General features: G+C 61.3%; 27 protein-coding genes and 1 tRNA gene. 18 read left to right on the top strand and 10 right to left on the bottom strand.

The window, feature by feature from the left end:
- Positions 1–354 precede the first annotated feature (354 nt).
- Positions 355–1,035: a YiaD family glycine zipper/OmpA-like lipoprotein gene (locus KFK14_RS19810; RefSeq protein ID WP_070157416.1), complete on the bottom strand. Its 681-nt coding sequence runs from the start codon at positions 1,033–1,035 to the stop codon at positions 355–357.
- Between the two features lie 153 nt (positions 1,036–1,188).
- Between KFK14_RS19810 and KFK14_RS19805 the strand changes: the two genes are divergently transcribed.
- Positions 1,189–2,499, top strand: coding sequence for a hemolysin family protein (locus KFK14_RS19805; protein ID WP_212608903.1), 1,311 nt, complete (start codon positions 1,189–1,191; stop codon positions 2,497–2,499).
- A gap of 127 nt (positions 2,500–2,626) precedes the next feature.
- On the opposite strand, the gene KFK14_RS19800 is transcribed toward KFK14_RS19805, so the two are convergent.
- Genes KFK14_RS19800 through KFK14_RS19790 form a run of 3 tightly spaced genes read right to left on the bottom strand, consistent with a single transcriptional unit; the run spans position 2,627 to position 4,277 of the window.
- A complete protein-coding gene (locus KFK14_RS19800) occupies positions 2,627–3,271 on the bottom strand; it encodes a heme exporter protein CcmB (RefSeq protein ID WP_212608902.1) in 645 nt (214 codons plus the stop codon).
- A complete protein-coding gene (ccmA, locus tag KFK14_RS19795) occupies positions 3,268–3,873 on the bottom strand; it encodes a heme ABC exporter ATP-binding protein CcmA (protein WP_212608901.1) in 606 nt (201 codons plus the stop codon). The genes KFK14_RS19800 and ccmA overlap by 4 nt, the downstream gene beginning before the upstream one ends.
- On the bottom strand, positions 3,870–4,277 hold the full coding sequence (locus tag KFK14_RS19790; RefSeq protein WP_212611243.1) for a metallopeptidase family protein: 408 nt from the start codon (positions 4,275–4,277) through the stop codon (positions 3,870–3,872). Before KFK14_RS19790 ends, ccmA begins: the two co-directional genes overlap by 4 nt.
- 265 nt (positions 4,278–4,542) lie before the next feature.
- Between KFK14_RS19790 and KFK14_RS19785 the strand changes: the two genes are divergently transcribed.
- From KFK14_RS19785 to KFK14_RS19775, 3 genes are read left to right on the top strand one after another with little or no spacing between them, the layout of a single operon-like run.
- Positions 4,543–4,833: a 4a-hydroxytetrahydrobiopterin dehydratase gene (locus tag KFK14_RS19785; RefSeq protein ID WP_070158294.1), complete on the top strand. Its 291-nt coding sequence runs from the start codon at positions 4,543–4,545 to the stop codon at positions 4,831–4,833.
- 4 nt (positions 4,834–4,837) lie between these two features.
- Complete coding sequence (locus KFK14_RS19780) at positions 4,838–5,599, top strand: ATP-binding cassette domain-containing protein (protein WP_212608900.1); 762 nt, start codon at positions 4,838–4,840, stop codon at positions 5,597–5,599.
- A complete protein-coding gene (locus tag KFK14_RS19775; RefSeq protein ID WP_212608899.1) occupies positions 5,596–7,122 on the top strand; it encodes an ABC transporter permease/substrate-binding protein in 1,527 nt (508 codons plus the stop codon). The genes KFK14_RS19780 and KFK14_RS19775 overlap by 4 nt, the downstream gene beginning before the upstream one ends.
- A 33-nt stretch (positions 7,123–7,155) precedes the next feature.
- Here KFK14_RS19775 and KFK14_RS19770 read toward each other — a convergent pair whose 3' ends face one another.
- On the bottom strand, positions 7,156–7,380 hold the full coding sequence (locus KFK14_RS19770) for a DUF2188 domain-containing protein (protein ID WP_070158066.1): 225 nt from the start codon (positions 7,378–7,380) through the stop codon (positions 7,156–7,158).
- 190 nt (positions 7,381–7,570) lie between these two features.
- Positions 7,571–8,197 carry a DNA-3-methyladenine glycosylase family protein gene (locus tag KFK14_RS19765; RefSeq protein WP_212611242.1) on the bottom strand — a complete coding sequence of 209 codons (627 nt, stop codon included), beginning with the start codon at positions 8,195–8,197 and terminating at the stop codon, positions 7,571–7,573.
- 80 nt (positions 8,198–8,277) lie between these two features.
- Between KFK14_RS19765 and KFK14_RS19760 the strand changes: the two genes are divergently transcribed.
- The gene (locus KFK14_RS19760; RefSeq protein WP_212608898.1) at positions 8,278–8,595 is read left to right on the top strand and encodes a 2Fe-2S iron-sulfur cluster-binding protein; all 318 of its coding nucleotides are present in this window, start codon (positions 8,278–8,280) and stop codon (positions 8,593–8,595) included.
- Between the two features lie 16 nt (positions 8,596–8,611).
- Here KFK14_RS19760 and KFK14_RS19755 read toward each other — a convergent pair whose 3' ends face one another.
- Complete coding sequence (locus tag KFK14_RS19755) at positions 8,612–9,382, bottom strand: hypothetical protein (protein ID WP_212608897.1); 771 nt, start codon at positions 9,380–9,382, stop codon at positions 8,612–8,614.
- Positions 9,383–9,413: 31 nt separating this feature from the next.
- Positions 9,414–10,154: a TrmH family RNA methyltransferase gene (locus tag KFK14_RS19750; protein ID WP_212608896.1), complete on the bottom strand. Its 741-nt coding sequence runs from the start codon at positions 10,152–10,154 to the stop codon at positions 9,414–9,416.
- Between the two features lie 99 nt (positions 10,155–10,253).
- Here KFK14_RS19750 and KFK14_RS19745 point away from each other — a divergent pair.
- A tRNA-Tyr gene (locus KFK14_RS19745) sits at positions 10,254–10,340 on the top strand.
- A gap of 30 nt (positions 10,341–10,370) precedes the next feature.
- Here KFK14_RS19745 and KFK14_RS19740 read toward each other — a convergent pair.
- Together KFK14_RS19740 and KFK14_RS19735 are read right to left on the bottom strand one after the other, a co-directional pair.
- The gene (locus tag KFK14_RS19740) at positions 10,371–11,573 is read right to left on the bottom strand and encodes a tyrosine-type recombinase/integrase (RefSeq protein ID WP_212608895.1); all 1,203 of its coding nucleotides are present in this window, start codon (positions 11,571–11,573) and stop codon (positions 10,371–10,373) included.
- On the bottom strand, positions 11,573–12,301 hold the full coding sequence (locus tag KFK14_RS19735) for a TraY domain-containing protein (RefSeq protein ID WP_212608894.1): 729 nt from the start codon (positions 12,299–12,301) through the stop codon (positions 11,573–11,575). The genes KFK14_RS19740 and KFK14_RS19735 overlap by 1 nt, the downstream gene beginning before the upstream one ends.
- Before the next feature lie 117 nt (positions 12,302–12,418).
- On the opposite strand from KFK14_RS19735, the gene KFK14_RS19730 reads away from it, so the two are divergent.
- The 12 genes from KFK14_RS19730 to KFK14_RS19675 all read left to right on the top strand — a co-directional run bounded on the left by KFK14_RS19730 (position 12,419) and on the right by KFK14_RS19675 (position 24,445).
- Positions 12,419–12,667, top strand: a complete 249-nt coding sequence (locus tag KFK14_RS19730; protein ID WP_212608893.1) for a YhbY family RNA-binding protein — start codon at positions 12,419–12,421, stop codon at positions 12,665–12,667.
- A gap of 176 nt (positions 12,668–12,843) precedes the next feature.
- Positions 12,844–13,041: a hypothetical protein gene (locus KFK14_RS19725; RefSeq protein WP_212608892.1), complete on the top strand. Its 198-nt coding sequence runs from the start codon at positions 12,844–12,846 to the stop codon at positions 13,039–13,041.
- Entirely contained in the window at positions 13,034–13,366 is a 333-nt protein-coding gene (locus KFK14_RS19720) for a hypothetical protein (RefSeq protein WP_212608891.1), read from the top strand. Before KFK14_RS19725 ends, KFK14_RS19720 begins: the two co-directional genes overlap by 8 nt.
- The gene (locus KFK14_RS19715) at positions 13,366–15,546 is read left to right on the top strand and encodes an AAA family ATPase (RefSeq protein ID WP_212608890.1); all 2,181 of its coding nucleotides are present in this window, start codon (positions 13,366–13,368) and stop codon (positions 15,544–15,546) included. The genes KFK14_RS19720 and KFK14_RS19715 overlap by 1 nt, the downstream gene beginning before the upstream one ends.
- Entirely contained in the window at positions 15,546–16,205 is a 660-nt protein-coding gene (locus KFK14_RS19710; RefSeq protein WP_212608889.1) for a hypothetical protein, read from the top strand. The genes KFK14_RS19715 and KFK14_RS19710 overlap by 1 nt, the downstream gene beginning before the upstream one ends.
- Positions 16,144–16,308: a hypothetical protein gene (locus KFK14_RS24380; RefSeq protein ID WP_425516632.1), complete on the top strand. Its 165-nt coding sequence runs from the start codon at positions 16,144–16,146 to the stop codon at positions 16,306–16,308. Before KFK14_RS19710 ends, KFK14_RS24380 begins: the two co-directional genes overlap by 62 nt.
- A gap of 222 nt (positions 16,309–16,530) precedes the next feature.
- Positions 16,531–16,860, top strand: coding sequence for a hypothetical protein (locus tag KFK14_RS19700; protein ID WP_212608887.1), 330 nt, complete (start codon positions 16,531–16,533; stop codon positions 16,858–16,860).
- A gap of 57 nt (positions 16,861–16,917) precedes the next feature.
- Positions 16,918–17,814: a hypothetical protein gene (locus KFK14_RS19695; RefSeq protein WP_212608886.1), complete on the top strand. Its 897-nt coding sequence runs from the start codon at positions 16,918–16,920 to the stop codon at positions 17,812–17,814.
- Positions 17,814–22,322 (top strand): thermonuclease family protein, encoded by a 4,509-nt coding sequence (locus KFK14_RS19690; protein WP_212608885.1) that lies wholly within the window; start codon positions 17,814–17,816, stop codon positions 22,320–22,322. The genes KFK14_RS19695 and KFK14_RS19690 overlap by 1 nt, the downstream gene beginning before the upstream one ends.
- A 535-nt stretch (positions 22,323–22,857) precedes the next feature.
- Positions 22,858–22,995, top strand: a complete 138-nt coding sequence (locus tag KFK14_RS19685) for a hypothetical protein (RefSeq protein ID WP_212608884.1) — start codon at positions 22,858–22,860, stop codon at positions 22,993–22,995.
- Between the two features lie 372 nt (positions 22,996–23,367).
- Positions 23,368–23,637 carry a hypothetical protein gene (locus KFK14_RS19680; protein WP_212608883.1) on the top strand — a complete coding sequence of 90 codons (270 nt, stop codon included), beginning with the start codon at positions 23,368–23,370 and terminating at the stop codon, positions 23,635–23,637.
- 481 nt (positions 23,638–24,118) lie between these two features.
- Positions 24,119–24,445: a hypothetical protein gene (locus KFK14_RS19675; RefSeq protein WP_212608882.1), complete on the top strand. Its 327-nt coding sequence runs from the start codon at positions 24,119–24,121 to the stop codon at positions 24,443–24,445.
- Positions 24,446–24,500 lie beyond the last annotated feature (55 nt).

Raw genomic sequence — 24,500 nt, 5'->3', positions numbered from 1 at the left:
CGCGCAGATGGCTTGTGTCTGCGTAAACGCGCAGTTTCTTCGGGAATTCCGGGTGAGCGCCATCGCTGCGGAATAGCGTTGGCCGGATCGTGTAGGACAGAAATATCCCCGTTCGTTTCGCGATCATCGAGAAAGCGGTGCGAGGCTTCTCGACTTCGCTCGAAGCGAACGGGGGTGGGGCGAAAATCTTAGACACACCACCCCCGTTCGGGCTGAGTTTATCGAAGCCCTGTCCTCCTCTGGGGCGCTTGAAAAAGAACAGCCCCCTGCCACTGTCTGTCATGGCAGACGTTCAGGACAGCCCTTCGACAAGCTCAGGGCGAACGGTTCATATTTTAGGCGGTTTGCTAAAGATCATCCCCGCAAATCGCCTTCCGTCACCGGCACGATCTTGATTTCCACGCGGCGGTTCGCGGCCTTGCCCGCCTCCGTTGCATTGGTCGCGATCGGCTGCGTTTCGCCATAGCCGCGGGTCGCCATGCGGGCGGACTGCACGCCATGCTGGTTCAGATAGGTGGAGACCGCCTGCGCGCGCCGTTCCGAAAGCATCTGGTTGTAGGAATCCGAGCCGTCGCTGTCGGTATGGCCGTAAATGTCGATATAGGTTTTGGGGAACTCGGCCAGCGTCGCGGCGACCTCGTTCAAGGTCGGCTGGAACTGCGGCATGACGTCGGCCTTGTCATAGGCGAAGGTGATGCCGGACGGCATGCGCAGCAACAGATTGTCGCCGTCCCGCTCCACATCGACGCCGGTGCCCGCCGTCCGTTCGCGCAGCTTGCGTTCCTGCGCGTCCATGTACGATCCGATGCCCGCGCCAGCGACTGCACCGATGCCGGCGCCCAATATCTTCTCCGTCCGGTCCCGCTTGCCGCCGACCAGATCGCCGAGCAGATAGCCGCCAAGCGCGCCGCCGATGCCGCCGATCGCCGCTTTCGACACCTGCCGCTCACCGGTTTCCGGGTCCGTGGTGCAGGCGGCGGTCGCGAACAGCGTTCCGATGCACAGCGCCCCGACCAGTTTCTGACGCGCTTTCATACCATATCTCCCATGTTTCATAATCACTTGGCTCCGCTAGGACCCTTCAGCCAAAGCGTGCTCCGCAACAGTTTGTTCCACAGCCGAATTGAATGAGCGATGATTGAGCTGTTGTGAAATTGACAGATTCCCGGCATGAGGGACGCGACCGCCATGGCCGAACCTCCTCCATTGACCCCATTTCCCTGGGTTGACCTGCTGATCATTCTGGCATTGGTCGCTCTGAACGGCGTGTTCGCCATGTCCGAACTCGCCATCGTTTCCGCACGCAAGCCGCGCCTGCAGGCGATGGAGAAAGCGGGCAAGCGCGGCGCAAAGGCGGCGCTGGCGCTGGGGGCGGACCCCGGCAAATTCCTGTCGACCGTGCAGATCGGCATCACCCTGATCGGCATCGTCGCGGGCGCCTATTCAGGCGCGAGCCTGGGCGGACCGACGGCGGAGCGGCTGCAGCGGCTGGGCCTGGAGCCAAATCTGGCGGAGAATATCGGCTTCGCGATTGTCATCGGCCTGACCACCTATGCGTCGCTGATCATCGGCGAGTTGGTGCCCAAGCAGTTCGCGCTGCGCTCGCCTGAGCCGATCGCCACGCTCGTCGCCCTGCCGATGCAGTGGATTGCGCGTTTTACCGCGCCGCTCGGCTGGCTGCTGGATAATTCCAGCGCCCTGGTCTTCAAGCTGCTGCACCTCGACCGGGAATCCGAGCAGCATGTGACGGCCGAGGAGCTGCATCTGATCGTTGCGGAGGCGAGCAAGTCCGGCGTGATCGAGGAGAGCGAGCGCGCGATCATCTCCGGTGTCGTGCGCCTGGCCGACCGCCCGGTTCGCGAGGTGATGACGCAGCGCATGGATGTCGACTGGATCGACGTGAATGCCGATGCGGAGGCGATCCGCCAGTTCCTGCTGGCGACGCCGCACACCCGCCTGCCGGTGGGGCAGGGATCGGTCGAGGATATTATCGGCATCGTCCAGGCGCGCGACATCATGTCCGCGCTGTTCCGGGGCGAGGCGCTGGACCTGCGCGCGCTGATGCGCAAGGTGGCGGTGGTTCCCGATCAGGTCGACGCCATGGACGCGCTGGAGGTGCTGCGCCAGGCGGAAGTGCCGATGGTGATGGTGCATGACGAATATGGTCATTTCGAAGGGATCGTGACGCCCGCCGACCTGCTGTCCGCCATTGCCGGTGAATTCGCGTCCGACAGGGATTTGTATGAGGAGCCGGATGTCGTCGAGCGCGAGGATGGCAGCCTGATCGTATCAGGCCAGATGCCCATTGATATGCTGGCCGAGCGGATATGCATCAACCTGCCGGAGGACCGGGATTACGCGACCGTCGCGGGCCATGCGCTATGGGTGCTCAAGCATCTGCCGGAGGTTGGCGAGCATTTCGACGATCAGGGATGGCGATTCGAGATTGTCGATATGGATGGGCGGAAGATCGACAAGCTGCTGGTGGCGGAGCGTTAGAGAATAACTCCGTTCGGGCTGAGCGAAGTCGAAGCCCTCCACTGAGCGTAGCGAAGTGCCTCACTGCGTTCGGCAGAACCCTTCGACTTCGCTCAGGGCGAACGGATGTTGGTGTTTGGCCTTACCCCTATTCCCGCCCAGCCCGGATCGCCGCGCCCGCGGCAAAGGGGGTGATCGCCACCAGCAGCAGCGATACGGCGGCGAGGAATTTGAACGCCGATCCGCTGCCGTCGCCAAGCGACCCCGCGCCGAAGATCAGTAGGGGCACGGCGAGGGGGAAGGCGAGCAAACCGGCAAGCGCGCCGCTGGACCGCAGGCCCGCCGTGAGCGCCGCCACCAGCACGCCGAGCGCCGCCAGAGCAGGCGTGCCAAGCGCGAGGCCGATTTCCAGCTTCACGATGATGTCGCTCTCCAGCTTCAGCAGCGCGGCGGCGGGGAGCGCGGCCAGCATCAGGGGCGGGCCGAAGCCGATCCAGTGGGCGATCAGCTTGGCGAGCGCGATCATCTCATCGCCTATGCCGCGCAGCGCCAGTTGATCGAGGACGCCCGCATCCCGGTCCGGCGCGACAAGCCGGTCGACCGGCAGCAATCCGGCGAGCAGCGCCGCGATCCACAGCATGCCGCCGCCGGTCCGGCTGAGCAGCGCCGCGTCGGGTCCGACGGCGAAGGGGAACAAGGCCGCGACCAGCAGCAGGAAGGCGACCGGCAGCCACAGGCCGCCCGACCGCCACGCCTGCGCCGCGTCGCGCGCGATGAGGGCGGGCAGGATCATGCCTGCGCCTCCTGCGGCAGATGAGCGGACAGATCGATCTCCAGCGCGCCGGGCAGCGGCAGGTCCTGATGCGATGCGGCCAGGATGACGCCGCCGCCCGCCAGATGCCGCCCGATCAGCGCGCCCAGCATCGCCACCGATGCGCTGTCCAGCCCGTTGGCCGGTTCGTCGAGCAACCAGATGGGCGCGCCGCTCGCCGCCACGCGGGCCAGCATTGCCCGCTTGCGCTGGCCGGTGGACAGCATCCTGACCGGGATATCGGCGAGGGCGGAGAGGCCGAGGGCGGACAATGCGTCCGCGACGGCGGCGGCCGGAACGCCATCCATCCGCGCCCAGAAACCGAGCGCGCCGGCCAGGGTCCGGTCACGGTCAAGCGCCAGCGATTCATCGCTCAGCGCGACCTTTCCATACCGTTCGACTGTCCCGCCAAAGGCGGGGAGCAGTCCGGCGGCGAGGCGGATCAGGCTGGACTTGCCCATGCCGTTGGGGCCGCGCAGCAGCGCCGATTGTCCCGGCGCCAATGTCAGGTCGATGCCGCGCAGCAGCAGCCGTCCGCCGCGCATACAGGCGACACCGGACAGGCGCAGCAGCGCATCGCTCATTCGGCGACCATGTCTTCCAATGCGTGCATGTCCGCGTCCGACAGGCCGAAATGATGGCCGACCTCATGCACCACGACATGCGCAATCAACGCCTCCAGCGACACGCCGGTCTCCACCCATTCGTCGAGCAGCGGGCGGCGGTAGAGGTGGATGCTGGGCGGCATGTCGCCGGTCTGCGCCTCCTGCCCGAAGGGGCGGCCATTATAGATGCCGGTCAGGTCGAACGGGTCGCTGACATTCAGGTCGCGCAGCACCGCCTCGGTCGCAAATTCCTCAATGAACAGGACCACATTGTGCAGGTAGCGCGTAAAAGGTTCCGGCAGGCGGGATAAAGCGGCCAGCGCCAGCGTTTCAATGTCCTGCGCGCTTGGCGCGAAGCTCTGCGATTGACCTTGCTCTGTCATCGCTGCGACATAGGCGATAGGGCGCGCATGCGCCAGTGAGGAAGGGTGACTGATATGTCGGAGCATGCGGCGAGAAATCGCATCCGTCGTGTGTGAGCAATGACACCCATTTACATCCGTTCGGGCTGAGCGAAGTCGAAGCCTTCCGCCGAACGCAGTGAGGCGTCTTCGCCTCCGCTCAGACAAAGGCTTCGACTTCGCTCAGCCCGAACGGGTAATGATTCGATATAAATACGAGTAGGCTTAAAGGCCGGAAGGAATGTGCATGATCGAGAAGCTGAATGATGAGGAACGGGCGGTTGCGCTGGCGGGATTGCCGGAGTGGGGCGGCGTCGCGGAGCCGGATGGGATCAGCCGGTCCTTTTCCTTCGGCAATTTCGTGGAGGCGTTCGGCTTCATGACGAAAGTGGCGTTGCTGGCGGAGAAGGCGGACCATCATCCCGAATGGTCGAACGTCTATGGGCGGGTGGAGATCATGCTGACCACCCATGACGCCGGCGGCCTGTCGCAGCGGGACATCGACCTGGCCACCGCGATCAACGCGCTGGCCGCCTGACATTATGCCGCAGCCCGCGATCCGCTTTACCGGCGTTCGCAAGGCTTTCGGGTCGTCCGTCGCGGTTGCGGACGTCTCGCTGGACGTGGCGGCGGGGCAGTTCGTGGCGCTCGTGGGCGCATCGGGATCGGGCAAGTCCACGCTGCTGAGGACGGTGAACCGGCTGGTCGAACCCGATGCGGGGCGTGTGCTGCTGGCGGGGGAGGATGTTGCCGATGTCTCTCTGCCTCAACTCCGCAGGCGCATTGGCTATGTGTTCCAGCATATCGGTCTGTTTCCGCACATGGATGTGGCGGGCAATATCGGGCTGGCGCTGCGGCTTGCCGGGCGGGATGCCGACGGCCGGGTGGGGGAACTGCTCGACCTGATCGGCCTTCCGCGCGATTTTGCGTCGCGCATGCCCGCCGGACTGTCGGGCGGACAGGCGCAGAGGGTCGGCGTCGCGCGGGCGCTGGCCGCCGGGCCGTCGATCATGCTGATGGACGAACCGTTCGGCGCGCTCGACCCGGTGACGCGCGACGGGCTTGGCCGCGCCTATCGCGCACTGCACGACCGGCTGGGCATGACGACCATGATGGTGACGCATGACATGGCGGAGGCATTACTGATGGCCGATCGCATCGTCGTGATGGACAGGGGCGCGATCGTCGCCGATCTGCCCCCCGCCGCCCTGCTGGCCGGGGAGGGCGGAGAGGTTGCGCAGGCGCTGGTGGCCGTGCCGCGCGATCAGGCGGAGCGGCTGCGCGCGCTGGAGGCGGGCGGATGAGCGAGGCGCTGGCGCGGTTGCCCGGCCTGCTCGCGGCGCATGTGCAGCTAAGCGTTGCGGCGCTTGTCTGTGCGCTGGTTATAGGGTTGCCGCTCGCGGTGATTGCGGCGCGGCGGCCCGCGCTGGCGCGGGTCGCGCTCGGCTTTGCGAGCCTGGTGCAGACCATTCCCGCGCTTGCCCTGCTGGCGCTTTTCTATCCGCTGCTGCTGGCGCTCTCCGCGCTGATCGGCGGAGGCATCCCGGCGCTGGGGTTTCTGCCTGCGCTGCTGGCGCTGACCCTCTATGCGTTGCTGCCGATCCTGCGCAACGCCGTGACGGGGCTGGCCGGGATCGATCCGGCGGTGATCGAGGCGGCGGACGGCATGGGCATGACGCCGGGCCAGCGGCTGCGGCTGGTGGAAGCGCCGCTCGCCCTGCCGGTGGCGATGGCGGGCATCCGCACGGCGGCGGTATGGACGATCGGCGCGGCGACGCTGGCGACCACCGTGGGGCAGCCCTGTCTTGGCGACCTGATCTTCGCGGGGTTGCAAACGCAGGATTGGCCTCTTGTGCTGACCGGATGCGCGGCCGCTGCTTCACTGGCGTTGCTGGCGGACGGATTGCTGGGCGCGGCGGAGTGGGGCGTGCGGACGCGGCGGCGCTGGCCGGTCTGGAGGAGCGGGCTGGCGGTGCTGGCGTGCGGGCTGCTGCTGTCCCTTGCGCCGCTGGCGCGCAGCCATGGGCCGGTGGTGACGATCGGCGCGAAGAATTTTTCTGAACAGTTCATCCTGGCGCGCCTGATCGGCAACCGGCTGGAGGCGGCGGGATATCAGGTGCGATACCGGGAGGGGCTGGGATCGGCAGTGATCTTCAAGGCGCTGGAGGCAGGCGATATCGACATCTATGTCGATTATGCCGGGACGATCTGGACCAACGAAATGCGCCGTTCCGATGTCCCGCCGCGCGGACGCATGGTCGCGGACATCGGGGCGTGGATGAAAGGCGGTGGCAAGGGCGCGCTGATCGGCCCGCTGGGGTTCGAGAATAGCTACGCCTTCGCCATGCGGGCGACGGACCAGCGCCGCCTGGGCATCCGCACGCTGGGCGAACTGGCCGCGCGGTCGCCCGCATTGCGGCTGGGCACCGACATCGAATTTCTGGAGCGGCCCGAATGGAGGATGGTGAAGGCCGCTTACTCCATGCGCTTTGCCGAGGCGCGGCCATTTCAGCCGACGATGATGTATAATGCGCTGGCGTCCGGCCGTGTCGACGTCATCACCGCCTTTTCCTCCGACGGACGGATCGCCTCAGATGGGCTGGTCACGCTGGCGGATGTGAAGGGGGCGATCCCATCCTATGACGCCCTGCTGCTGGCGAGCCGGGCGCGCGCCGGAGACGAGCGGTTCATTGCCGCGCTGGCGCCGCTGATCGATCATGTGCCGGTGGCGCTGATGCGCGAGGCCAATTACCGGGTGGACCGGCCCGACGCCAAGGAAAGCCCGGCGCAGGCCGCGGCGTGGCTGGACAGCCGGATCGGACGATAGCGACTTAGGGCTGAATGCCGATTGGCCCTCGTTTCAGATCGGCCGCTCCGGGTCCGGCCACAGCCGTTCCAGCCGGGAACCGTACATCATCAGCACGGACGCCGGATAGCCCGCATCCGCGGCCTTGCGCGCCGTTTCCACCGCCATTTCGGTGGCCTCCTCAATGGTTTCGAAGGGGCCGTAATAGCGGTTGTCGAGATTGATCTTCCACTCGCCATCATGCTGCATGATGATGTAGCGCGCGGGAGGGAGCTTCATTGTAACGGGCCTTTGACGGAAACTGCTGCGCGACCCTAATCCGCCAAAAGCCCGGCCGGTGCAAGGCCGGAGGAAAATGCCATCCCCGTGCGATTCGCGGGAACGCGGCGATCGGCGGCATCATCCGGAACGCCGCTGCGACGATACGCCCCGCACATGCGGCGCGTGTCAAAACGGGACGCCCGCCCGGTCAGGGAATGGCGTCCGCCCCCACATGGCGGTGGTGCCAGGAAAAGATCGCGGCGGCGCTCCGGTGCGGCCGCCAGCCCTCGGCCAGCGCGCGAACCGCCTTCTCATCCGGCCGGTCGGGAAGCCCCATGATCCTGCCAACCTCCACCTGCACGGCAAGATCGCCCGCCGGCCAAATGTCCGTGCGACCCTCCGCAAAAAGCAGATAGATTTCCGCAGACCAGCGTCCAATGCCCTTGATCTGAACGAGCTGGGCAATCGCCTCCTCATCATCCGTCGGGAGATTGTGGAGGTTCAGGACGCCGGAAACCACCAGTTCCGCAAGGCTTCTGGCATAGCCCTGCTTCTGACGGGAAAGGCCGCAGGCGCGCAGCGCATCGAAATCGCGGGAGAGGAGGGCGTCCGGCGCGCAGCCAGCGCCCAGCTCCTTTTCCAGCTTTGCCCAGACCGATGCGGCGGCGGCGATGCTCACCTGTTGCCCGACAATGGTGCGAAGCAGGGTCTCATAGCCCGGCTCCCGGACGCGGGGCGCAGGATAGCCGATGCGCGCGACGGCGCTGGCGAACAGCGGCTCTATCACGCCAAGCGCGTCCAGACTGGCGCGCAGGCTTTCGGGCGTCGTCACCATCGCTGCTTTTTCGTGCAAATGCTTGATTTCATCTGCGTCATCCCTAATAGCGGCGGAGAGTTCCAAGGGGAGTTGCGTATATGCCGAAGCTGATCGTGGTCAACCGCGCTGGCGAAGAACAGGCCGTCGACGGAGATAGCGGTCTGTCGGTCATGGAAGTCATCCGTGACAACGGGTTCGACGAATTGCTGGCGCTGTGCGGCGGCTGCTGCTCCTGCGCGACCTGCCATGTCTATGTCGACCCCGCCTTCGCCGATCAGTTGCCGGAGATGAGCGAGGACGAGAACGACCTGCTCGACAGTTCCGACCATCGCAATGAGACCAGCCGGCTGTCCTGCCAGCTTTTCATGAGCGACGAGATCGAGAATCTGAAGGTCACGATCGCGCCGGAGGACTGAGTCCGGGAAGCCGGGCCTATTTGGCCGGGAATTTGATGACGGCCATCGGCGCTTCCGTCGTCAGCGGATCGACCTTCCAGACTATGGTGTGACCCTGGGGCGAGGAGGCAGGGCCTTCTTCCTGGTTCTGGCTGACGATCATGGCGTTGGTCGTGAGCGTGAAACTGCCGTCCAGCGCCTGCGCCGCCTTCTCCTCCGCCGGGCTGCGGCCCATCGGGTTCTGCGACCTGTTGTCGTCATTCGCAAAGCCGGGCGCCTTCACGCGGACCCGGTCGTCCCCGCGCAGCTCCACGGCGACGAAGGGGAATATGATCTTCGCATCGACATTGAACGGAAAGACGAAGGCATGATCGAGCGTGCCGGCAATGGCATAGTCGATTTCGAACTTGCCATCGCCAAGATAGCGCGCCGTGCGGAACCCCTTTTCCCGTGAGAGCGCGGCAGCGATGGCCAGCATCTTCTGCTTGCTGTCCTTGCCGTCGCTGAAATCATCGTCCGGCGCGGCGGGCTTTGGTGTCTTGCCGGGTTTCGCCGCCGCGTCCCGGAGCGCAATGTCGCGATAGACGCTCTCCTCGCCGGACGGGGCGCCGACATCGTTGCCGATGGCGTCGCTGGCGTTCATGGCGCTGTCCATATCGACAGCGATGACCTCGCCCTTATAGGTGAAGGCGAAGCTGCGGTCGGCGCGGATGTCGAGCGTGGAGGTGAACTTGCCCGGCGTCAGGAAGCATGCCGAAAGCAGCAGGGATGAAGCCAGCACCAGCGCCGCGCGTGTGAAATATCCCATATCACCCCGTTTCCGCCCGGCGGCCGGCCGCCTATCGGCAGGCGGCGGCGTAAAGGGCGATGGCCGCGGCGTTGGAGACGTTGAGGCTTTCCATCCGCGGGCTGATCGGCAGTTTAGCCAATATGTCGCAATGCGCCATGCTATTATGCCGCAACCCTTCGCCTTCGGCCCCAAGGACCAGCGCGACGCGGGAATCGCCGATCGCCTCGCCCAGCGTCACATTGGCGGTTCCGTCGAGGCCGATACGCCAATAGTTGGCCTCCGCAATCTCATCGAGCGCGCGGGCGAGGTTCACGACGCGCACCCAGGGCACGATTTCCAGCGCGCCGGAGGCCGCGCGCGCGAGCGCGCCCGATTCGGGCGGCGCATGCCTGTCCTGCGTGACGATGCACAGCGCATCGAAGGCGGCGGCGGACCGCAGGATCGCGCCGACATTGTGCGGATCAGTCACCTGGTCGAGGACAAGCACAGGCCGCTTGTCATTCTGCCCGGCCTCCAGCGCGTCGCCCAGCCAGACATCCTCCAGCGCCTCAACCTCCGCCACTATGCCCTGATGCGGGGCATCGCCCGGCACCATGCGGCCAAGGTCCGCGCCGTCGGCGTAAACGATAGGCAGGACGGGCGGCAATTCCATGGCGTTCAGCGTTTCGCGCGTGCCCCATATCTTGCGGATCACCCTGTCGGGATTGGCGAGCGCGGCCGTGACGGCGTGACGCCCATAGAGCCGCGGATAACCGCCTTTCGGCGTGCCGGTACGATGTCCTCTTTTCATCGCCCGCTCATTTCATGGGAAGCATTGACAGGCAAGCCTCCATTCGCCATTGGACGCCCCTCCCGCCGGGATATCGGTCAACGATATGCATGGCGGTGTGGACAGGTGGCCGAGTGGTTAAAGGCAGCAGACTGTAAATCTGCCCGGGTTTCCCGTACGCTGGTTCGAATCCAGCCCTGTCCACCATATTGATTTCAAAACACTTTTTTACCTTTTTTAGCTTGCCTTGCGCGGAGCCTCATTTGGAGCCGTGTGTAATTCGTGTGTAACCGCGTCAGAGGTGTCGATGTCGATCGCGAAGATGGCGTCGTCGATATGCTCGCCGTGGATATGAACGTAATGCAGGACCATTGCGGGCGTTTTATGCCCGCTGATCTTTTGGATCGTGGGAATGTCGGCCTTGGCTTTCACTAGCTGAGTGATGGCCGTGTGCCGCATGATGTGCGGCGTGCACTGCTTTGGATCCAGGCCAGCCCGTTTGACGATGCGGATGAACGCTTCGCGCATATCTGGTCTGTGCTCGGTCTTGGTGTCTTTGCGGACTGAGGGAAATATCCACCCTTGCGAATCCGCCTCCATTGCCTGCTGCCGCTTGAGGGCGGCACAGAGGGCAGGAGTAATGGGCTGCTCGCGTTCCCCAGCCTTCGCTTTGTCGATCCAGATGCGGGAGTTTTCGAAGTCTATCTCATCATAGCGGCGGCGGACGATCTCGCCGTGTCGCATTGACGCATTTAGGCCGAACATCACGAACAGCCATGCTCTGCCGTCCTGATCAGCCACAGCGGCATCTAGTAGCCTTCTGCGCTGATCGGCTGAAAGGATGCGTATCTTCTTCCGCTGTTCCTTCTCCTTGGGAATTTCAGGGATGTCCTCCAGCTTGATCCATTTCCAGGCCTTGGAGGCGGCTCGGCGCATCAGGTGCGATAAGGTGGCCATCTCGCGATTTACGGTCGCGGATGTGACACCCTCGCCGATCCGTTTCTTCCGATACTGCTTCAGTCGAAATTCGGTGATTTTGTCCAGCCGTTCCTTCCCCAACTCAGGCACCAGTTGCTGGCGAAGATGGCGTTTCTTGTTCGCCATGTCCTTCCCGTCTGTCTGCTCCATGCGCTCGATATATTCTTCTGCGGCTTCGGCGAAGGAGCGGTGGAGCTTGCGGCCGGTAGGCAGGTCCAGGCGGCCCTCTCGCGATTTTGTCCGGAAGGTCTCGATGGCGCGCTCCGCCTGTTCCCGCGTGACCCCGTCACTTTCCCTACCGATGACACGATGGATGCGGGTTCCATCGACCATAACGTTTACGAGGTAGCGGACGTCGCCATTCTTCATTCGCTCGGCAGTGATGCCATGCTCATGAAGTTTTTCGCCACATTCTAAAGCACGCACCGCTGGACGTGTTAGGCGAAGAAAGCGAATGGACATTAAACTGCCTTTGTCTGGCGTGCGCGATCTAAATGCAGCGGGTCTAAAATCTGTTTTACGATGTCCCGTCCCCGATCGCTTTCTTCGTCATACAGTTCGCAAGCCGTCTCGAGTAGTCGCTCAGCATGGTCGCACTCGTCGGCCGCTGCCGAAAGCGCTTCGGTCATCGCCGCATACTGAGCATGCTCTTCGTTCGTTTTAGGAAGTGTCAAAACCATACCGTTGAATTTTGGACTTGCTGCGAGAAGTCGTTCAGCGCTTGTTTCCGGCGCGCGAAGTGGCCAAGCATCGTCAAATTCCGCTTCCAGTTTCCTCATTTTTGAGCGTGCTGCCTCCAGCGACTTTAAAGCTTTCGCGATTTCCGAGCTGTTAGGTGGCAACGGCCGCCAAGAGGAAAAGTATCGTTCCGTCAACATTTTGGCGGCGGTCCAAGTAGCGTGATCCTCATGCCAAGGCCTCCCCGAAAAAGCCTCTGCGCGGGAAAACTCGTTGGCGAGCCCAATAAAGAACGCGATATTTTTCCCGCCCCCCAAATCTTTTTCCCAGCTCAAAGACTGCTCAAGCCGTCGCTCGATTTCTTGAGTTAATGATTTTCCAGACGCTGTCGCGGCAGCCTCCAAGCGCCTCTTCACATCAGCGGTGGTACGAACGGCGATTGCTGACCGCTTCGCTTCGTCGCGCTCTGGGGGCCTTCCACCGCTCTTTTTAGAAGTCTGCCTGTCTGACATTCCGAAACCTTCCCGATGTTTCCGCAATGTATGTATTGCATGATCTTGCCTGTCAAGGAATGATCAGGTAGGTATTAGTGCAATGCAGATATTGCAGGAATATCTTGGAGGGTTAGTATGGATGATCAGGTTCATAGCGAAGCAGCCCCTGCGACAGCTGATGGTGGTGTCGAACTGGTAAAGGTCCGCGTATTACCAGACGGGCGGGTGGATCGCCGCAATGCTGCAGCGGCACTTAACCGTCGCCCGAAGACCTTGGCGGAATGGCAGTCAAAGGGTTTTGGACCACGTCCGTTTTTGGTGGGCGGGCGCGTCTTCTACAAATGGGCTGAAGTGCAAGCCTTTGCCCGCGGTGAAGCGGCCTAACGTCATGCCACACAAAAACGCCCCCGCCCGTATGGGCGAAGGCGTTGGTGAGCCGGGAAGCTTCACTAGCGCATATAGCATCGAACAGACTCGCCATCAATTCTTGGCACGTCGCCTCGGTATTTCTTTTAACCGCGCCGTTCTGATTGCGCCGCTCGTTTTCGGGGAGGCCGCGCATGGCTAGTCAACCCGATCACAAAGTCGTTGTCCGCCGCATTGGCTCCGGCTTTTCCGTCCGCATTGAACCGCCGATCGAAGGCGAGGATCTGAACGGGGATTTCGACAGCTATAAGAATGCCCGCGGTTGGGCCGGTGGCATCCGGATGACGCGGGGTTTCCGCCTCATTGATGAAACGGAGGTGGGCCATGAATAATGGCTATCCCAACAACCCCGGCTTCCGCAAAGGATCGCCAGACACCTCCTCCGCTGCAGCGGTGTCGATTTCGGAAAGCGCCGCCAGCATTGAGGGCCGTGCGCTCCGCATCATCCGCGACGCTGGCTGGTGGGGTGCGACCAGCGATGAGGTGGCCGACAAGCTCGGCCTGCCGAACCACTATGCCGCCCGGCCTCGCATCTCTGGCCTGCGGGCGCGGAAGGAAATAGCGGACAGCACACGTCGCCGGACGAACGCATCCGGGCGTCGCGCTGCCGTCTGGGTGCTGCCGGAATTTGCGCCAGCGAAGGCGGGCGTCAGCTGATGGCCACCTCTCCCATCGATTTCGCGAGCATGATGCCGCAGGTTGCCGTTCATTTGCTGGGGGAGCCTAAGCAGATCGCTGGCGGTGAGATGCGCTACGGCACACACGGCAGCTTATCGGTCAATCTGGAGGACGGCACTTTCTACAGCCATGAGGAAAAGGCTGGCGGCGGCGTTATCGACCTTATCATCCGCCAGGTGGGCGGTGACAGGGTAGGAGCCCTCAAGTGGCTGGAAGAGAATGGGTATAAGGAGCCGTTCGAGCAGCAGGATAATGTCCGGCAGATCGGTGACCGGCGCAAATCTGTCAGCATATTCTACGACTATTGCGACGAGGACGGAGCCGTTCTCTTTCGTGTCGAAAAGCGGGGGAAGGGGTTGTTTCCTCCATTCCTTCAGCATGGTCCAGACGGCAAAGGTGGTTTCCATGCCGTCCCCAAGTGCATGCAGGGTGTCCAGCGTGTGCCATATCGCCTGCCGGAACTGGTTCGGGCAGATCCGGGTGAGATCGTGTTCCTGTGCGAAGGCGAAAAGGATGCCGACCGACTGGCGTCACTGGGGCTGATCGCGACAACGAACCCCGGTGGTGCGGGTAAGTTTACGACTGGCTATGCGGCTAAACTGCGTGGGCGGCGTGTCATCCTACTGGAGGACAATGACGACGCCGGTCGCAATCATGTCGAGGTGGCCGCAAACTCGCTCAAGGACGTGGCGGCCGTGACCGCGATCCTGAAGCTGGACGGCCTGCCGCCCAAGGGCGATGTGAGCGACTGGCTTGATGCCGGTCACACAGTAGATGAACTGAAGGCGTTGGCGGAAGTGGCGCTGAAGGCGGGAGATGCTACCGAGACGTTTCCGCTTGCCGACCTGTCGGTCTGGGATGCGACCCGCGCTACGCCGAAATCCTTCATCATGCCCGGTCTTGTTCCTACTGGAGAACTGACCCTGTGCACGGGTGCGGGCGGCGCGAACAAATCGACTTTCGGCCAGCAGCTAGCGACATGCTGCGCCGCCGGGAGGCCTATGCTCGGGATCGACGTTGTCCAGTGCCCGACCCTTTATCTAACGTGCGAAGATGATGAGGGCCGTCTGCATTGGATGCAGGAAGGCATCTGCCGCGCGGTCGGTGCACGGATTGGCAATCTGGCTGGCCAGCTGCACCTTGGCAGTCTGCGCGGTCGGCTCGGCAACGAACTGGCGACGTTCGATGGGGAGGGACGCTTGCGCCCGTCGCCATCGTTTTACCAGCTGCGCGCGACGATCGTCAGGAGCACGGCTCGCCTCGTCGTGCTAGACAATGCCGCACACCTTTTCGCCGGCAATGAGAACGACCGGCAGCAGGTCACCGCGTTTGTGAACCTGCTTTATAGCCTGTGCCTGGAATTGGGCGTCACCGTCATTCTCGTCGCCCACAGCAATAAGGCCGGCGATAGCTACTCCGGATCGACCGCCTGGCTCAACGCTGTCCGTTCCCAGATCGTCATCACCCGTCCTGATGATGGGCTTGATCCGGACGAGCGCGTCCTGACCGTTGGCAAGGCAAATTATGCTCGGCAGGGTGAGGAGCTGCGTTTCCGCTGGCATGACTTCGCCTTGATCCGAGACGAGGATCTGCCCGAAGAGAAGCGCGGGGAGCTTGCCGAGAGCATCAAGGTCGCAGGGGCGAACGCCGCGTTCCTGAACTGCCTTCGCGCGCGAGCCGCGCAAGGCGAGGGTCGTGGCGTTGGTCCTGCGTCCGGACCCAATTACGCCCCCAGCCAATTCGAGGGAATGCCCGAGGCAAAGGGCTTCGGAAAGCAGGCATTGAAAGCGGCGATGGACCGCCTCTTCTCGCTCGGGAACATCGAAACCTACAGCTATCAGAACAAGGAAAAAGCCCGCTCGGTCACCCTCATCAGGGAGGTCCCCGATCTTCCCCGGATGCCTTCCCGAACGCTTCCCGAACACGCTTCCCGAACGGCCCCGAACGCCGCCCCGAACACCCCCGCACACACACCTCCCCCCTACGGGGGGAATGGCGCGGCCCCTCAGGCCGCCGCGCCTTCCTCCTCCGATAGGTCAAAAGCGGCTGAAGGGCAGGGTGATCGAGGGGTGTCGGCCAAGGGCATGATCCTCGCGCCGGGCGAGAGTGATGCTGATCCAGTTCCCGGATGGGAAGAAGATAGGAGGCCGAGGTTCTAATGGAGGAAAAATCCCAAGCCGAGGCGAACGACCTAGCAGCTGTGAATGAGCGTAATGCGCTCACTGCCAAGCTCGCCCTCTCGCCCTTGATGCGGAACGCGACGATAACCCGCGATTTTGCCAATCCGCTGGTCGGTGATCGAGATTCCGAAATTACGGATACGGTTGGCGCGCTTGCTGCGATAGCCACATCAGTCGGTTCGGGAGACCTCGCCCAAGTTAGCGCCACTCTGACGGCCCAGGCGTTGTCTCTGGACGCGATATTTACGCAACTCGCGCATCGATCTGCAGAAAACCTGGGTAAATATCCTGAGGCGGCGGAACGATATATGCGACTGGCATTCAAGGCCCAGTCGAGCAGCCGTGCAACACTTGAAGCACTGATACGTCTGCATTCGCCGCGCGAGCAAGTCGTGAAGCATGTTCATGTGAACGAAGGCGGCCAGGCGGTTATTGCCGATAACGTCCACAATCACCCCCCGGGAAATTTTGAAAAAAATGGAGAACAATCGCATGCAGCCGCAACCGAAAGTCTTGGCGGATGCGCCGCGCTGCCTAGCCCGGACCCGCTCGGGAACGGAGTGCCAATCCCCAGCCGTGAAGGGGAAACGCAGATGCAGGATGCATGGCGGGACGAACCCAGGCGCACCAAAGGGTAACAAAAACGCGCTCAAACATGGCGCGTACACCCGCGACATTATCGAAAAGGTGCGAATGGTAAAGGCATTGGCACGGTTTTACCGGCTAACCGAGATCGACTGATCAGCGCGCCCTCAGATAAATAGAAAAGACCTCTTGCGCCGCTTGTTTCAGTTTGTCCGCACATTTGGAGGTGGACATGAGACGGCAGGCGTTCGAGGCGAAAGTTCATTTTCGGATCAGTGAAGATCTTTTGGCCCGAGCAGATGCGCACGCGCGCAGCGAGGGCATGACGCTGTCTGAACTGTTCCGACATTCTCTCCGCCGCGAAATCAGGGAGGGAATATGAGCCTGCTAGGTGACATTCTTTCGGGAGGGTCATTCGAAGATGCACCCGCAACTGACCCAGATCTGATCAAACAGATCGAACTTCAGCACGAAATTGATTTCGACAACGCCCTGGATTTTTTCTCTCCGACAATCAGGTGGCTATCCGGCGAGATTGCGGATCAATTCCTCCTCGACCGGAATAAAATCGAAGAACATCTATTCGGCATTCCTGATGAGCATGTTCGGTATTTGGTCGAGCCGTTTGGGTGGGTGTTTCTCGCCCATCACGCCGCTCGTGCGCTTGGATATCCAAATCCTCCCCAGCTGAAAATCAGACGTCACTAGGAGCTTCCCATGCCAGTAAATTGGAACCTCGCTCTCCAGCAAACTGGGCGTGAAGCAATGGACTACATGGACGCATTTCATGCGGGTCAGAAAGCGACCATTGATCGCAACGAGCGCATTCGGATGGAAAATGCCCGCAAAGCGACCAGCGATTATTTCCAAGCAACGCATAGGCCCGGCATCATGTCGATGACAGTAGAGGACAATGGCACGAACTTAAACGAACAGAGCGCGCCAGCGGCACAGCAGCTCGCCCAGATTGGTATGCAGGGCCAGATGGCACAGCAGGACGCGCTAAACCGGGTAGCCCAATATGATCCTGATCGCGCTTTCAAGCTAGAAGCAATCGACCGCGCTGCCCGCAAAGAGCAGCTGGAATTGGAGTACCAGCTTAATGGCATGGCTATGCGTGAATTGGTCGGCGTTCATGACCAGGCGACTTATGATGCTGCGACCCGCCGCGCGAGGCGAGTTTACGCGCGCCACGGAGTGGATTTTGATAGCTTTGGGCTTCCGTCTGAATATGATCCAGATGTTGTTCGTGATCTTAGGCTCCGGACGCTCGCCGTTGATAAGCAGTTCGCAGCAGAACTGGGCCGCGAGCGTTTTGAGCATGACGCTCAAGATGATGATGCTGATAACGCGCGTGCCGATCTGGAGACCGAGGATCGCATCGCTGACCGTGCGGCTCGGCGCGACCTTACCGCTCGAAACATTAATCTCGCTGACGCGCGTGGGCGACGAGGGCAGGATATCGCGTCGGCTGATCGGCGTCGCGGGCAAGACATGACAGACAGACGTATTCGAGAAAATCCTCCCTCGCGATCGTCTCAATCTGCTCGGCCGCCAGCGGGTACAAAACCCCCAAAGATTTCCTCCCCTGCGGATCTCGCCCGTCTTAAGAAAGGCGACCTGTATGAAGCGCCGGACGGTAGCATCCGGAAGAAAAGCTGATGGCGCAGGGCTGGTGGGAGAAGGACGAAGCGGTCAGCCAGACACAGGACGCTACACAGTCCGAAAACTGGTGGGCGAAAGACGAGGCCGTCAAAAAGCCACGACAGCAAAAGCGGACTGGTGCCGAACCTCCCAACCCAGTCGCCTCCCCTACGGGCATTGTGCACGATGGCGACACTTTCCAGATGCGGGGCGGAGGGAATGCGCGCCTATATGGATATGACGCCTTCGAACTGGATCAAACGGGTCGGTTTCTATCGGGGAATAACGGTGCAGAACTGCGGCCGATTGGAAAGCAGTCGCGTGATTTCTTGTCCGCTAGGGTGTCACCTGCAGGTGTCGTAACTCCTACCGGCACGCAGTCCTATGGACGCCCAGTCGTTACCCTCGATGAAAATGGACGCGATCTCAGCGAAGAGGCTCTTCGCGCAGGCCAGGGTTTGGCGGCTCCTGAATATCTTCGCAAAGACCCTGACCTTTTGCGTACCTACATGGAGGCGGAACGTTTCGCCCGACTGAACAGGCAGGGCGCTCATGCTGGGCAGTTCCAGTCGCCCGCCGATTTCCGTGCTGGCAAGCCTGACCCTTGGGCCGCAGCGGAGGATGGCCACTATGGGAACAGCGTTGCTGTCTTTCCTGATGAGCCTACGCCATTCCAAGGCCTGCGCCCCGAAATCGAGCAAGGGTACATGGCGGTTGCCAAAGATCCCAAAAGCACGGCTGCGGACCTGACGGCTTACGCCAAGGCGAACGGGTTTCAGATCGATCCGAAGGTTGCTGATCGCTTCATCGCAGAGCGGAACAAAGGCCGTGATGTGGCCGATGGTGTTGAGTATCAGGATATTCCACAAGTCATAACCAATCCGGGCGATGGCGCGGTTGGCGCTGGTGTGCGTGGCCTCGCTGATCCCGTGAACATGCTCGACGAGATTGGTGCCGTTCTGGATTCGCTTGGCCTGACGGACGGCAGAGAGAATGTCTGGACCAGCGACCGCCGCTTTGGCGACGTGCTCTGGAACAATATCGACCAGAACCGCGCCATCATCGCTTATGATGAGGCTGAACACCCTTATTCGCGGTTCGGCGGGCAGCTTGCTAGCGGTCTTGTTTTACCTGGCGCGTCGGTAGAGGGCGTTGCCGCCAACGCTATCCGCGAAACCCTTGCCGCCGGGGGATCACGCTATGCTGCGCAGCAGGCAGTCAAAGCCGCTGTTCGACGCCGATTGGCCGTGGCAGGATCGGCTGAGGGTACCTTGGCGGGTTTTGGCGGCGCTGAAGGCGGTATCGTAGATCGTTTGCCATCTGCGGGCGTTGGTGGTCTGACCGGCGCGGTGCTTGGTGTCGGCGGCGGTGAATTGCTGAATGCTGCAATGCCGATTGGGCGCACTGTCGTGAACCGGGTGCGTAGTCGCTCAGCCACCGACCGGGCGGACGCAGTTGTCACGCGTGGCGCGGACGACACCGCACTGGCATCACAGCAGATCCCGGAAGAAGATCGCTGGTGGGATGCCGACGAAGTCATATCGATGGAAAATGAGGCTGCAATCCCTTTCATCAGTAGTCCAAGAATAATCGACCGCATCGATGTAAACGACCGCGCCCAACCACTGCTTGATCCCGCCAAGGACATGGCGCGGATGCAGCAGGCGGAGCGCGTGAACCCAGCCGATGTCCTTCCTATCCCGTCGAACGAGGTTGCATCGCTCGACGAAGCGGCGGCGATCAGCGCGGGGCAATATCCTCCGGTCAAAGCGCCGAACGAAATGGATGAACTGGCCCGGCGCGATCTGCCATCCCCCGTCGATGCAACGCGAAGCCTGCCGAAGCGCGGCCCGCTTGATCTCAACACCTTCCTACGGACCCGTGGCGGACTTGCCGACCAGGGCGGCGAACTGCGTCATATGGGCGTGACTAATGCCGGTCGCGATCTGGACTTCGCGAAGGGCGAGCAGCGCTTCGGCAAGCTGGTCGATAATGAAAATGGGATGACGCTAGATGACGCGGCAGACCTTGCCTGGCGGGAAGGCTATTTCCCAGACCATACCGAACGGCCGACTGTGGCCGAGTTTCTCGATGCGATCGACAACACCAATCGCGGCATAAATCGATCTTTTCGATCAGATGATCTTTCTGAGATCGATGCATTCAATAATGCGCGTGACCAGCGCATCGCCGTTGAACGTGGCAGGGACGAAGGCGCTCCACTGGTGGAGGATCGCGGCCAGCCCGTTACGATGGGCGATCTGGAAGCAAACCAGCCGCCGATTTCCGCTTATGAAGAATGGGGAGAGAACGCCCCTGACTTTGCTGGCAATATCCGATTGGGCAAACTGGATAGCCCGCAGGAGATCAAGCGGGCGCTGACGGTCACGGATCAACGTGTTGGTGGGTTCGACGCCGCGACCCGTGGGCGGATTGCCCAGGCCGAGACGCAGGAGCTTGCCAACGAAATCGGGATGACGACGCAGCAGCTTCTTTCTCGACGCAATGGGCAGGCTTTCAATGCTGAGCAGGCACTGGCCGCCCGTCAGATATTGGCCAAGTCCGGCAATGAACTGGTGAATATGGCGCGGGCGATCCAGCGTCTCGACGATCCCGGCGAAGTGAAGCTAGCCGCATTCCGGCAGGCGTGGGTGCGTCATGTCGCTATACAGGAGCAGATTGCAGGTATCACCGCAGAAGCGGGCCGGACGCTCGCCCAGTTTCGCATGATCGCCGATGGCCGGAACGTGCGGGGCAATGTCCTCAACGCCCTGTCGGAAGGTGGCGGCGGAAAGGATCGCCTGAAAGCCGCGGCGGATTTGATTTTGGAGAACGCCGACAATCCTGGCGACATGAACAAGATGGCGGCAAAGGCGCTGAAGCCCAAGTTTCTCGACAAGATCAATGAATATTGGATCAACAGCTTGCTGTCCGGTCCCGCTACCCATGTCGTCAACGCCGTGTCGAATACGATGACGGCTTTGGCGCAGATCCCCGAACACGCCGTTGCTGCGGGCATCGGCGGGGTGCGGCAGCTTGCTCTTCAACAGCGCCGCGCAGACCGCGTGTTGTTCTCGGAGTTGGGAGCGCGCAGCGTTGGTCTTCTTCAGGGAACCAAGGAAGGCCTGGCCCAGGCGGCACGCACTTTCCGGACCGGGGAAGGATCGGATTTCGGAAACAAGGTCGAAGCGCGCATGGACGATGCGATCTCCGGTCTGAAGGGAAAGATCATTCGCACCCCTACTCGCATGCTCAATGCCAGCGATGAATTATTCAAGGGCATGGCACGCCGGATGGAATTGTCCGGTCTGTCTGTCCGGAAAGCATATCAGGAAGGGCTAAAGGGGGAAGAGGCCAAGAAGCGCGCTGCGGATCTGCTTGCCAATCCCACTGAGGAGATGCTGGATCGGGCGTTTGATTATGGCGGCTACCTCACGTTCCAACGCCCGCTTGGTGAAGGCATGCAGAGCTTCTCGCGTTTCGTACAAAAGACGCCGCTGATGAAATTCATTGTGCCGTTCGTTCGCACGCCAACGAATCTACTGAAATTCGCCACGGAGCGGTCACCGGCGGCTCCAATCCTCAAGGAGTGGCGGCAAGACATCGCCGCCGGTGGTGATCGGCGCGACCTTGCTGTCGCGCGCATGCTGGTCGGAACGGGCGTCGGGGCTATCGCGGCGGAAATGGCCGCGACTGGCCTTATCACCGGTAACGGCCCTGCTGATGAGCAGGCGGCTCAATTACTCAGAGCTGATGGCTGGCAGCCCTACAGCATCAAGCTGGGCGACAAATATGTCTCCTATTCCCGCCTTGACCCGTTCGCCACTACCTTGGGCGTGGCTGCGGGAATGGTGGAACTGCAAGATTACATGACCGAGAAACAGCAGGATAAGGTAGGAGCCTTGATTGCCGCGTCGGTTATGCAGAATCTGTCGAGCAAGACCTGGCTGTCGGGGATGAGCGGCTTGATTGAAGCGGTGAATGATCCCACCAGATACGCCGACACTTTCCTTCAGCGGTTTGCCAGTTCCTTCATTGTCCCCGCAGGCGTTGCCCAGCTCGCCCGCACTGTTGATCCGACTATGCGGGAAGCACAGAGCGTGCTCGACGCCGTGAGAGCGCGTGTCCCCGGTCTGTCGTCATCTCTGGAAGCGCGTCGAGATATATGGGGACAGCCGATCGTTGCGGAGGGCGGCGTCGGCCCAGATATCATCTCGCCCGTGCGGCAGTCCACCCGGAGGAGCGACCCGGTTACGAATGCCCTACTGGATGCGGGTGTCCACCTATCCAAACCTCAGAAGAAGGATATGACTCCGCGCGAATATGGCCAGTTTCAGGAATTGTCCGGCATCAAGGCAAAGGGCTGGATCGCTGATCTGATTGCGGCCGCCGACTGGAAGACTATGGACACCGAGGATAAGCAGCATGAGGTGTTCGAGCTTTTAAAGGCCGCGCGTAAAGAAGCGAAAGTTGAGCTTTTCAATTCTGTTAACAACGATCCTTTGGCGTCTTCAAGTAACCGATGATGCGCTGTTATGGCCGCTTGATAGCAAGGAATAACGGTCTCCCTGCTGGCGGTACCCTGACGCGCGACAGATTTTGGGCGGGCCTAGCGCAATAGCTATCCGCTGTCCGAGCAACCTATTTTCTAGTTTCGATTAAGGCACCGCGCCCGCGAAATTTGTACAGCTCCCCCGTTTCTATGCGGGGGAAGCAATGAGCAAATACAGCGCAAGCGACGGGTATATCGATGGGTGGCACTCGATCAGGCCGCAGACCATTCCTCAAATTCCGCCCATTGAGGTGCCTGAAGGCGTCAGCCCGTATAGCTACGGTTTCGATCTCGGACGGATGGCAGCGTCCAAGCCACTGCCTCGAAAATGATGTGCCAACCGTGCCATTATGGGGCGGCGTGCCAGCATTGATTTAAATGGGTCGATCGACTTTGGTTGAATGTGTGCAAGCATCAAGCCAGCCGCTCATGTCCCTTCAGGTGAGCGATGGCTAGGCCCGGCAGGCACCCGCAAGTCCTGCCGGGCCGATTGGTTGTGGGAGATCATATTGAGCGAGGATGTGGGACTCATTGAAGCCGCCATTGCAGCCATGGTGGCCGCTGCAATTTTCCCGATTGCGTGGATACGACGGAAGCTGAAGCAATTGGGTGAGGCTTTGGACTTTGAAGATAAGAGCCATAACTAACTGCCCCTACGGAACTAACATAGGTAAATACACTGTCCTTTGACTCTCGCCAGTGTGAGGATCATTCTGTCGGTATCGACTCGATCCGCTCAAGCAAAGAGTCGGCCGACAGTAGGTGGAAAGCTGCCGCTTGATCAGGGAGCTTGGCCATGATTCCCAACGATCGCGACTATTATTCCAGGCGGCATGCAGAGTGTTTGGCTAGGGCCGAAGTCTGCGCCGATCCCGCCGTAGCGAAAACTCACCGCGCATTTGCTGATCGCTATGCCTTGATTTTGAGAACGATGGACGAGACGCCATCAGAAATTCGCGGGTTCCATTAGCAGCGATTGCCGACTGACCGCATGTTTTCCATCAATGATGGAGTGGGCTATGGCAATTCCCTGGCGCGCAGCCTCCGCACTACAATGGCAATCGGACCCGCATGTTTATTTTGGCACGCTGGAACAGTGCTGCACGAAATTGGCGGCCGCTGGTAATCGCGACCGCGAAGGCGCTCGAATTATGTGCAATTCCGCTATCAAGGTCGACGGAGAAGATTGGGCTTCTCATAGCGTTTCAGGGCCAAGGCTTCAGCAACTCATAAACGTTCACGTTCGGCGCACAGAACTGATCGACCGGGGCAAGGCGTCAGGCAACTGATCGTCCCGCGCGGTTTAGTAATTCAAGCGCAAGGTCTGCTCCTTTGTCCCACGCTAGAGTGAAAGCTAGTTCGCTTCCAACGTTAGCGTGACAGCCTTGCGAAACCATCCTTCGCATTGTGCGGGCAGAAAGCCTGTGATGCGGTATTCCTGCCCATCATGCCAATGAATGTCACCTAGCCGTGGCGGCAGATGCTTCATCCACACCATCGTCATTACCAATAGCTCTTCAGACTCGGTTGACACAGTTCCCCCCGGCGGGAGGGCATAGGTGGTTAAATTCCCAAGCTCAAGGATGGCTGGTAGCAAAAAGCCCCGCGCCACTTAAGGCAGCGGGGCAAGGGAGGGACGGGCCGCATGGATGCCCGCCCGGAAAGAGCGCGAGGGGCGGAAGTTAGTTCCACATTGGCGCAAGCGAAGTTGCCAAGCCTGGACTCCCGGCTCGTGGCGCGGCAGGCTGATGCGGCACCGCAGGAGCCGCCATGCCACACAAGATCAACGAAGAGCTGCGAAAGAAGATGTTCACCGCGATCGTGGAAGCTATCGCCAAGACATCTGCTCCTGCACCAGAGGATCGGGAGGCTTATGGCGACACGCTCATTATCCCTGTTGCCGAAGCCTGCGACGCGATGATCGACGTGATGGCGGGGTTTTTGGAGTCGCGGCTGGATGCAGTGAAGCCGAGTGACCTACGGGAGATTTCAAAGACGGTGGCGGTAACCTTGCGGGCGCGGATGCTGGCCATTAGGGCAAGGAGGGAAGATACTGGCGGCTCTGGATTGCCGGTGATGGCGATCAGGGCAAATTGAAGGAATGCGCGTCTTAGGGCCTCTGGGGATCTCCGAGCGATCAACGCATGCGGTT

The sequence above is a fragment of the Sphingobium phenoxybenzoativorans genome, assembly GCF_018286635.1.
GTDB lineage: Bacteria > Pseudomonadota > Alphaproteobacteria > Sphingomonadales > Sphingomonadaceae > Sphingobium > Sphingobium phenoxybenzoativorans.
Note: the sequence above shows the minus strand (reverse complement) of the source record. Positions and strands in the feature narration are given on the sequence as shown.

Coding starts and splice junctions, on each gene's coding strand:
- KFK14_RS19700 (WP_212608887.1), top strand. CDS start 16,531: ATGAGCCTGCTAGGTGACATTCTTTCGGGAGGGTCATTCGAAGATGCA.
- KFK14_RS19810 (WP_070157416.1), bottom strand. CDS start 1,035: ATGAAAGCGCGTCAGAAACTGGTCGGGGCGCTGTGCATCGGAACGCTG.
- KFK14_RS19790 (WP_212611243.1), bottom strand. CDS start 4,277: ATGACAGAGCAAGGTCAATCGCAGAGCTTCGCGCCAAGCGCGCAGGAC.
- KFK14_RS19730 (WP_212608893.1), top strand. CDS start 12,419: ATGGATGATCAGGTTCATAGCGAAGCAGCCCCTGCGACAGCTGATGGT.
- KFK14_RS19780 (WP_212608900.1), top strand. CDS start 4,838: ATGCCGCAGCCCGCGATCCGCTTTACCGGCGTTCGCAAGGCTTTCGGG.
- KFK14_RS19800 (WP_212608902.1), bottom strand. CDS start 3,271: ATGATCCTGCCCGCCCTCATCGCGCGCGACGCGGCGCAGGCGTGGCGG.
- KFK14_RS19755 (WP_212608897.1), bottom strand. CDS start 9,382: ATGGGATATTTCACACGCGCGGCGCTGGTGCTGGCTTCATCCCTGCTG.
- KFK14_RS19760 (WP_212608898.1), top strand. CDS start 8,278: ATGCCGAAGCTGATCGTGGTCAACCGCGCTGGCGAAGAACAGGCCGTC.
- KFK14_RS19675 (WP_212608882.1), top strand. CDS start 24,119: ATGCCACACAAGATCAACGAAGAGCTGCGAAAGAAGATGTTCACCGCG.
- KFK14_RS19690 (WP_212608885.1), top strand. CDS start 17,814: ATGGCGCAGGGCTGGTGGGAGAAGGACGAAGCGGTCAGCCAGACACAG.
- KFK14_RS19715 (WP_212608890.1), top strand. CDS start 13,366: ATGGCCACCTCTCCCATCGATTTCGCGAGCATGATGCCGCAGGTTGCC.
- KFK14_RS19775 (WP_212608899.1), top strand. CDS start 5,596: ATGAGCGAGGCGCTGGCGCGGTTGCCCGGCCTGCTCGCGGCGCATGTG.
- KFK14_RS19785 (WP_070158294.1), top strand. CDS start 4,543: ATGATCGAGAAGCTGAATGATGAGGAACGGGCGGTTGCGCTGGCGGGA.
- KFK14_RS19765 (WP_212611242.1), bottom strand. CDS start 8,197: ATGGTGACGACGCCCGAAAGCCTGCGCGCCAGTCTGGACGCGCTTGGC.
- KFK14_RS19770 (WP_070158066.1), bottom strand. CDS start 7,380: ATGAAGCTCCCTCCCGCGCGCTACATCATCATGCAGCATGATGGCGAG.
- KFK14_RS19750 (WP_212608896.1), bottom strand. CDS start 10,154: ATGAAAAGAGGACATCGTACCGGCACGCCGAAAGGCGGTTATCCGCGG.
- ccmA (WP_212608901.1), bottom strand. CDS start 3,873: ATGAGCGATGCGCTGCTGCGCCTGTCCGGTGTCGCCTGTATGCGCGGC.
- KFK14_RS19680 (WP_212608883.1), top strand. CDS start 23,368: ATGGCAATTCCCTGGCGCGCAGCCTCCGCACTACAATGGCAATCGGAC.
- KFK14_RS19805 (WP_212608903.1), top strand. CDS start 1,189: ATGGCCGAACCTCCTCCATTGACCCCATTTCCCTGGGTTGACCTGCTG.
- KFK14_RS19725 (WP_212608892.1), top strand. CDS start 12,844: ATGGCTAGTCAACCCGATCACAAAGTCGTTGTCCGCCGCATTGGCTCC.
- KFK14_RS19740 (WP_212608895.1), bottom strand. CDS start 11,573: ATGTCCATTCGCTTTCTTCGCCTAACACGTCCAGCGGTGCGTGCTTTA.
- KFK14_RS19735 (WP_212608894.1), bottom strand. CDS start 12,301: ATGTCAGACAGGCAGACTTCTAAAAAGAGCGGTGGAAGGCCCCCAGAG.
- KFK14_RS19710 (WP_212608889.1), top strand. CDS start 15,546: ATGGAGGAAAAATCCCAAGCCGAGGCGAACGACCTAGCAGCTGTGAAT.
- KFK14_RS19695 (WP_212608886.1), top strand. CDS start 16,918: ATGGACTACATGGACGCATTTCATGCGGGTCAGAAAGCGACCATTGAT.
- KFK14_RS19720 (WP_212608891.1), top strand. CDS start 13,034: ATGAATAATGGCTATCCCAACAACCCCGGCTTCCGCAAAGGATCGCCA.